Annotated in this window: 1 protein-coding gene; it reads right to left on the reverse strand. The window is 49.9% G+C overall.

Annotated elements, in window-relative coordinates; all coding sequences use genetic code 11:
• Window positions 1–1,080, reverse strand: a 1,080-nt coding sequence (locus Q0386_RS03230; protein ID WP_367272384.1) for a TonB-dependent siderophore receptor, incomplete at its 3' end; no start/stop codon positions are given.
• Between the last annotated feature and the right edge of the window lie 27 nt (window positions 1,081–1,107).

Raw genomic sequence — 1,107 nt, forward strand, 5'->3', positions numbered from 1 at the left:
CGAAAAATTATCCGCAAAGTCCCAGACCACTCCCGCATACGGCGTGAAATCCGATTTGCTCGGGCTTGCGCTATGCGAAGCCGTGCCACGCAAAATATTATAATAATACCTGCTGTAGGTTACCTTCGAAAAGCGTCCGCCGAGCAAAAAGTGAAAATCGTCGGTTAAGTTTAATCTAGTCCCGAGCGAGATCGCGCGCTGCTTTATGGTAGTGGAGCTTCTGTCTTTAAATGTAGCGGCACTGCTCCAATCGGGCTGTGCAATTCTTGAGCGGTCCCAGTTATAAATATTCATCCCAAGCGACGCCAGAGACGAATCTCTCGTCCTAGTCTCGCGCCAATTAAGCTTTTCGTTGCTAAGCGAGCCGTTTAAGAAAAAGTCGTGCTTCTGCCCGAATGCTTCAAATTTGCCGTCTAACCCCGTTTGAAACCCGACCTCTTTGGAGTCGTTATCGTAAATTCTATATCGCACCGTATGCGACGTAGTGCCGTTGTAAGGATTTGCCCCGCCGAGCGCTCCGAATTTTAACATGCTGTCGCTATCGGTATAATTGAGCCTCGCATAGGCTTTCAGATCATCGCTAAATTCGTGCGAAAGTTCGCTGTAGACGTTAAATTTTTTATATTCGCTCTCATCCCAATCCGAGCCGAAGTAGCTTCTGCGCGGTAAATTCAGTAAATTTCCATGATTGTCTAAAACGGGCATGCCGTAAATATCATAGACGCCGACGGTTTTTTGCCACAAAAATCCCGCGCTAAGAAGCGTCTTATCGGCCACGTCAAATTCCGTCGAAACGCCGACGCCTTCGCGATAGCCGTTGCGCGGATAGTCCTTAAACGAGCCCGTTTTACTTAAAATTCCGATCAGCCGTGCGCGTGCCGTACCGCTTTGATTTACCGCGTCCGTTACGTCGATCATGCCGCGATAATTATCCCAGCTACCGCCGCTTAGACTTGCGTTAAAGCCGAACTGATCGCTCGGGCGCTTTCGGATTAAATTTATCGTGCCGCCGGGCTCGCCGTTGCTTTGCGTAAGGCCCGCTACGCCGCGCAGAACCTCGACGCGATCGTAGAATTCCAAATCGGTAAATTCCTTCGATGAGCCCAG

It is taken from the genome of uncultured Campylobacter sp. (genome assembly GCF_938045625.1).
Taxonomy (GTDB): domain Bacteria; phylum Campylobacterota; class Campylobacteria; order Campylobacterales; family Campylobacteraceae; genus Campylobacter_A.